Below are 7,383 nucleotides of genomic sequence, written 5' to 3'. Positions count from 1 at the left end.
TAAGGTCCGTAATCGCCAGAAGACGGGTGCGTCGTGTTCGAGGGTACGGCTGTCGGGGTCGCCGCGCTGCTGGGGCTGGCCGGATGTGTGGTGGACACGTTGGAGTGGGAGGCGGACGGCTCGCCGACGCTGCATGTGCTCGCCGCGCCGGGGACGGTGACGTGTTGCCCGGGCTGTGGCACCGCCTCCGTCCGGGTCAGGGAACGCGCCGCGCACACCGCGGCGCACCTCGCGCTGGTCCCGCTGCGGGTGACGTTGCACAAACGTGTGCTGGCCTGCGAGAACACCGCCTGCTCCCGGACACGGTTCGTCGAGGACCCGGCGTTCGCCGCCCCGGGCGGGCGGGTGACCCTCGCCGCGCTTGACCTGGTCGCGCACCTGGTCGGGGACGGGATGTTCCCGGTCAGCACCGTCGCCCGCTGGGCGGGGATCGCCTGGCACACCGTCCACGACGCGTTCGTCGCCCTGGCGCAGAAGGAGGGGATTCACACCGGTGACCCGGCCGAGGTCGGTGAGGCGCTCGCCGCGGTGCTCGCGGACGCGACCGCCACGGACCCGGGGCTCACCGACGACCCCGACGACCCCGACGACGGGGACGATCCGGACGGCGAACCGACCGACGACCTCCTCGCCAATCGTCGTGCTGCCGGGTGGGACGCCGACGCGACCGATGCGTCGACGCTGCTCAGCGGCCCGCCGGTCGCCGAGAGTGACCCGACGGTCAAGCAACCCGACGCCGCGCCCGCGCAAGTCGCGGCCCCCCGGCGGTTCCAGGCGGTGTTCGGGATACTGCCCGACATCCGCGTCCTCGGGATCGACGACCACTGCCGGGGCCGGCCGCGCTGGCACCGGGACCCGGTGACCGGGACGTCGGTCCAGGACGCGGACCGGTGGACGACGAGTTTCTACGACTCGACCGGGGGCAACGGGCTGCTCGGCGCCGTCGAGACCAGGAAGAAGGCGCCCGCGGTCGCGTGGATCCTCGCGCAGCCGGCCGAGTGGCGCGCCAGGATCCAGTGCGTGACCACGGACCTGTCCAACACCTACCGCGCGGTCGCCCGCGCCGCGCTCCCGGACGCCATCGTGATCGCCGACCTGTTCCACGTCGCCCAGCTGATCGTGAAGATGGTCGCTGACGTGCGCCGACGTGTCTCGCGTCAGGTCCGCCGCCGGCGCGGCCGGGCCACCGACCCCGAGTACAGGTACAAGAACCTGTTCGGGTACGGGCCGCTCCGGCTCTCCGAGCGGGGCCTGAAGAAGATCCACGAAGTGCTCGCCCTGCTCGCCGAGCACGATCCCGACGCCGCCCACGACCTGCGCGTCACCTGGACCGCGGCGCAGCACCTGCTGCGCCTGCTCGCGCTCGCCCCGTCCCGCACCGGCCGGGCGACCACCCGCACCGACATCTCCCGGGGCCTCTACCGGTTCTTCGACCACGTCGCGACGTTCGGCCGCGACGTCCCCGAACTCGTCACCGCCGCCGAGACGATCGACCAGTGGCGCGACGAGATCACGGCCGGGGTACTCACAGGGATCACCAACGCCGCGGCCGAGGGGATCAACCGACTGACCAAGCTGATCTACAGGGTGGGGTTCGGGATGACCAACGTCGCCGACCAGCAACGCCGCGCCCGCTACACCGCGTCGCGTGCCGCCCGCGCACCCTGGCGACCCACCGTGACCGCACCGACGATCACAGCGTAGTCAGCCGAACACAACCTCCGATGATCTGCGGAGAGCCCCATATCCGACTGGAGTGATCTACACAGTCTGCTTCGGTAATAATACGATCTGGGACTCAAGTGACCGCGCGACCGTCGGCGCAGAACTTGGGGCAGGACGCGAAAGTTTGCAGGCTGCCCTGGGGGCACGCGACCTCGCACAGGAGTTCGACGACTTCGACCGTCTATGCAACCGGCTGACTGATGCATGGGCAGGGCGCGCGACGCCGACTGCCGGGATCTGGTTGATCGTTGCGGTGGCCAAGTGCGACCTGTACTGGTCGCGATTAGCGGAGGCGCGCGATTACTATTTGCCAAACGGAAGCGCCGCCGCCGAACCGGCAGCAACGGCGCGAGCCGTGTCCACAGCTCCTCGTGTCAGTACCTCGCCGCTCATGGCGACTGGGCTCTACCCGCCTGTCCGGGTGGATCCCTGTATGATACGCCGCAGTTGGCGAATCTTTGTGAAACGGGGTCTAAGTCCAGACAGCAGCCGTCACCGCAGAGTATCTTCGCCATAGTAAACACTGCGGACGCCTCCCGTCTCAACGAACTCCCGGGCCCTTCGACCGACCGGCGCCACCGGCTGCGGACTCTCACCGTTGGTGCGACACCGGACTGCACGGCCGCAAAATCCACGCCGTCAACTCGCCACTCGATCGCGAAGCGACTTTTCTTGAAACCGACCGAGTCCAAGCCTCGACCCTAGGGAGGATCCTGGCGTGCGCAAGCTTCAACCGAACCTCGAGTGGCAGGCCGCAGACCTCCGTGATTCGGCCAGCTGGATAGACCAGTTTAGTCAGCATCAACTCAACGAGATCGACCAGGCGGTGCGCGCGGTGAGACAACGCGGAATCGACCTGGTGAACGTTACTGCCAAGCACTTCCCGCTGCCGACCGTAGCGCCGTGGCTCGCAACCATAGGAGAGCGGCTCGTCAACGGAAGGGGGTTCGCGGTTTTGCGCGGCGTCGACACCGAGCGTTATTCCCGCGAAGATCTCTACATGTTGTTCTGGGGCCTCTGCTGCCATCTTGGGCGCCTGTCCCCGCAGAACCGGCACGGACACTTGCTGGGTGACGTAACCGACCATGGCAGGTCGCTCGACGACCCGACCTCGCGAGCGAACGAGATCGGTGGCAGTAGGCTCGGATTTCACTCGGACGCGACCGATGTGACGGCGCTACTGTGCCTTGTGAGGGCGCATACCGGCGGGACATCTCTATTAGCGGACACCGTGCACATCCACAACCGAATGGCAGAGGGCCATCCCGACATCCTCACCGAGTTATACCGGCCGCTGCCGATGGACTTTCGGGGCGAAGAGCAACCCGGTCACTCGCCGTGGTACTGTATGCCCGTATTCGCCGAGCTCAACGGCCGACTCTTCACTCGCTTTGTCCGCGATTACACCCTCGCCGCCCAGCGATTCCCTGACGCCGATCGATTGACCGACTTGGCTATGCGCGGCCTCGACCTCATTGAAGAGATGGCGAACGACGCGCATTCATCCGTGAGAATCGATCTAGCGCCCGGGGACATACAGCTCGTCAATAACCACCGTATTATCCATGACCGGAGCGAGTACGTGGACCGACCCGAGACCGGTCAGATCCGCCATTTGAAACGGATATGGCTCAAGACGCCGCTGATCACCGAACGCCCAGCCTGCTTCGAATTTGCCGAGCTGCGGCCGCACTGGACGAGACGGCCGTCCATCGCAAGGCACGATACGATCACCACACGACCATGACGTCATGGTCGGTGAGCGCCGGTGCCACGAGCCCGGCGCCGGGGACAGCAGCGGTCCAGAGAGGTATGTCTTGACTACAGAATTTTATTCCGGTCGCTATGAGAACCCTATAATTCGAGGTGATGAAGACCGTCGACCGTGGTATCTTCACGACGAGCTCGCTGCCGTCCTGCAACCGGAGAGTCTCCTGCTGGACAGCGGTTGCGGGACCGCCTATAAGACGATCGCCCTCTGCCCGCTCGCGAGGTTCGCGGTCGGAGTCGAACCCAATCCATCGATGCGTGAACGAGCACGCCGCAACATCGAAACAAATAAGACCGCGAACCTCGCCGTCGTCGGTGGGCTAGCCGAGGCGCTGCCGTTGAAGTCAGGCTTCTTTGACGTCGCCACCGCGATGCTTTCGCCGCCCAATGCCAGGGAGCTGTCACGGGTGCTGCGACCCGGCGGTCTTGCCATCGTCGAAAACGTCGGCGAGCGCGACAAACACAATATCAAGCTCGAATTCGGTTCCGACGAAGACGGGCCCCGAGGGAGGTATACTTCGCTGCCCGACGGCGCTCGGGAACGCCAGTTCGCAGCGGATTTCGCACAATGGTTCTCGACGGTATCCGTGCGCTCCGGCTTCTGGCAGACATACTATTCCTTCGAAGGCCTCGTTCAGCTTCTTGTCCAGACGCCGACCGTGCGTGGCTTCGACGTCAGCTCGGACGCCGACTCCCTTCGCCGGACTGGGGAAAAGTACATGACTAAGCGGGGAATCGAGACATCACAGCACCGCGTGTTAGTAGTCGCCCGAAAGTAACACTGTGGAGCTGCGAGAGATCGCGCCGCGGTCCTTCCAGGAGATGCACGTGGAGAAACGACGTCACCGGTGCCCTCCGCAACTGCCCTGAGGGAGATATGACCAGATCCCGAGACAAGGCAGTCCTCGTGGTGTCAGCATCACCGGACTCCTCGCGGATGGCGGAGCTGACCAAGTTACTTTCCTCGGTCGGCCGACCCGTGACTGTATACCTGAGCCCTGGCGCCGCTCTGCAGGATCTGGCCGCATCTCACTCGAAGAAATATACCGCGGTCATCATCGACGGGCGGGACGCCGAGGCCGATGCGGATTTGCCTGAATCCTGCGCCGAGTTTTACGACAGCCATGGCTTGGACGTACTGATCTGGATAGATCCGGCTGAGCCCGAACCCGATATCAGCACGTTTCACTTCGTCCGCCAGGTACGCGGCGCCGACCACAGGAAACTGATCTCATTTCTTGACGGGGTCGCCTCAGAAAACGCCCGCCGGCCTGGCGCAAATTACCAACACCGGTTACACGAGGCAATTCTCACATCTCAACCGTTTCCCATGCGCGGCCGCGCCGCGCGCCGGCTGTCGTCAGAGATCCTAGCACGATGGATCTGCGTGCATCCGGAGCGGATCCTGCGGGACAACGAGCTCGTGTCGTTCTGGAATGACCGCGCTGTTCTCTCTGGAGTTGACGGCCGATTCAACCTGGCACTGGCTTTCCAGTCGCTAAGCCTGTGCGGTGAGGGGCTGTCGCTGCTTGCCGCGATCGGTCGGGACCTGGCTGTCGCCACGACGTTCCGCATTCGGGAGCTGCGTTACTGCATTCAGGGGCCATCCCGGGCTTCGACCAACTCCTCGACAAGCCGCCTGCTTTCGCTCTACCCACCCGCCGATCGCCTGCAGTTGGTCACCAGTGAGGCGCTGCGGCGCAGACACTTTTTCGCCCTCCTATCGGGGGCCAGGTCCGATCCCACCAGCCCGCGAATTCAGGCGCGGGTCCTCGACGTCGAGTCGAGAGACTGCGCCGACGATGTCATCTCGGTGCGGGAAGTCTCTGCGAAGGCCTGGCACATCATCCGGCAAGAACTACCCGAAGTCGCCGACGCCCGAGTCAGTGGTCGAGGTGAGGTGACTTATCTGCTCAACCTCATTTGCCGAAATAGTTACGGCCGGGACGACGCTTCGGGCAAGGAGCGGGCCTATCTCATCAGCTCGATGAAGGGAGTACTCGGGGTCGCACCATTCCTCGACCCAACATCACTCGGCTACTATTTCGCCGAACATGAATATTTAGATTCTCTCACCGAGAGTTCGGTGCTCCGGGTGGGCCCTCAGGAAGAGCGCAACTGGGACAGCTCATTCGAGTTGCGCCCCACTCACCGAGCCGACAGGCTACTGGGTGGTGTCTATGCCCGGAAGCACATGCTTGACGACGTATGGGGCCTTCCTTACTCGTACGTCAGCGCCAGCGTAGCCACGTTGATCGCACGCGAACCGGACGTCGCGGAGAGGCTTCTGTTCGTCGGGGACACAGACGAGGATCGAATTGCTAGTCTCCTTTACGGCGCACCGCCGATCGAAACTCGGCGCTTTATTTCTGATCTCGTCTCCTTTGTTATTTTTGTGGCCCATATTTTTAAACCATGCAAGGATATGCTACGCCATCTTCCACACCCGATGAACCTCGACCGAAATCTGGTCCCCCCGGGCTCCGCGCGCTATATCGGCTGGATTCGCGTGGGGCTTGACGCCACATTGATCAGCCGACGCACCTTCGACTGCCCGGCCCCGCTCGTTCCTTATCTCTGGACAGAAAGCGAGCTGCAAGCCGCTATTCCGGCGACGGCTAGGTTCATCGCGCGGGTCAGCGGCTTCTTCGGTGAGCTCCTCTCGCCCAGAAACGTGAGGATGCTTTCGAGACTGGCCTGCGACGGCGGTACGGTCGAAGACGGCTGAAGGTTCGACTTACATGGCCGGCACCAGGCCTCACCGCCGTCACGGCTTCGGGCAATGCCACTGACGCTAGTTGGATCTTTACCGTGCCTGGTGTGTCGGTTCCGGTCGTTCTGCCTGGCTAGCGGCATGATCAGAAGGTGTGGCGGACACTGGGGCGGTGGCGGACGGCCGGCTGACGGACTGGATCTCGCTGGGGGTCCTGGCGTCGTTCGTGTCCCGCGACGCGGTCGACGAGGCGATCGAGGCGACCGGGAAGGGCGCCAAGCGCAGCGACGCGACGATCCCGCCGCACGTGGTGGCCTACTTCGTGATGGCGTTGGCGCTGTTCGCGGACGACGACTACGAGGCGGTCGCACGCCGGCTGGCCGGGACACTCAACGACCTTGACGTCACCTCGCCGACGTGGGAACCGACCTCGGGTGGGCTGACCAGGGCCCGCCAGCGGCTCGGCTCGGCGCCGCTGGCGGAACTGTTCTGTCAGGTCGCCGGGCCGGTCGCGGACCTGGACACCCTCGGGGCGTTCCTCGGCCCGTGGCGGCTGATGAGCATCGACGGGCTGGAGTGGGACGCGCCGGCCTCGAAGGAGAACATCGCCGCGTTCGGCCTGCCAGCCGGCCGACAGGACGCGCCGGGGGCGCTGCCGAAGGTCCGCGCGGTGACCGTGTCCGAGTGCGCCTCACACGCGGTGGTCCTCGCCGAACTCGGCCCGGCCGGCGGAACGAAGGTCGCCAGCGAGCAGGCGCTGGCCCGAAGCCTCTACCCACGGCTGGAGTCCGACTGGCTCCTGCTCGCCGACCGGAACTTCTCCTCCTGGACGGACTGGTGCACGGCCGCGGACACCGGCGCGGCGCTGCTGTGGCGGGTCAAGGCCACCCTGCGCCTGCCCCCGCTGAAGGCACTACCCGACGGCTCCTACCTGACCGTCCTGATCAACCCAAAGATCGCCGGAAAGGCGCGCGACACGCTGCTGTCCGCTGCCCGAGCCGGCACCCCGCTGGACCCGGCGAAAGCCCGCTACGCCCGCCTCGTCGAGTACGACGTCCCCGACCGGGAAGGCGACGGGAAACACGACGTCATCGCCCTGATCACCACCATCCTCGACCCGCGGGAAGCGCCCGCGACCGCCTTGGCCGGGGGCTATCACCACAGATGGGAACACG

The 7,383-nt window shown here is 65.2% G+C and carries 5 protein-coding genes; all 5 read left to right on the top strand.

What is annotated here, in order from left to right; genetic code table 11:
• The first annotated feature begins 33 nt into the window (after positions 1 to 33).
• Positions 34 to 1,704 carry a transposase gene (locus MJ797_RS24995; protein WP_239341917.1) on the top strand — a complete coding sequence of 557 codons (1,671 nt, stop codon included), beginning with the start codon at positions 34 to 36 and terminating at the stop codon, positions 1,702 to 1,704.
• A gap of 739 nt (positions 1,705 to 2,443) precedes the next feature.
• On the top strand, positions 2,444 to 3,472 hold the full coding sequence (locus tag MJ797_RS24990; protein WP_239341915.1) for a TauD/TfdA family dioxygenase: 1,029 nt from the start codon (positions 2,444 to 2,446) through the stop codon (positions 3,470 to 3,472).
• A gap of 70 nt (positions 3,473 to 3,542) precedes the next feature.
• Positions 3,543 to 4,274 carry a class I SAM-dependent methyltransferase gene (locus MJ797_RS24985; protein ID WP_239341913.1) on the top strand — a complete coding sequence of 244 codons (732 nt, stop codon included), beginning with the start codon at positions 3,543 to 3,545 and terminating at the stop codon, positions 4,272 to 4,274.
• Positions 4,275 to 4,432: 158 nt separating this feature from the next.
• Entirely contained in the window at positions 4,433 to 6,223 is a 1,791-nt protein-coding gene (locus MJ797_RS24980; protein ID WP_239341911.1) for a hypothetical protein, read from the top strand.
• A 139-nt stretch (positions 6,224 to 6,362) separates the two neighbouring features.
• Positions 6,363 to 7,383 (top strand): transposase domain-containing protein (locus MJ797_RS24975; protein WP_239341909.1); only part of this gene is annotated, 1,021 nt, incomplete at its 3' end.

This window comes from Protofrankia sp. CiP3 (assembly GCF_917627345.1).
In the GTDB taxonomy this organism is placed as follows: Bacteria; Actinomycetota; Actinomycetes; order Frankiales; family Frankiaceae; genus Protofrankia.
Note: the sequence above shows the minus strand (reverse complement) of the source record. Positions and strands in the feature narration are given on the sequence as shown.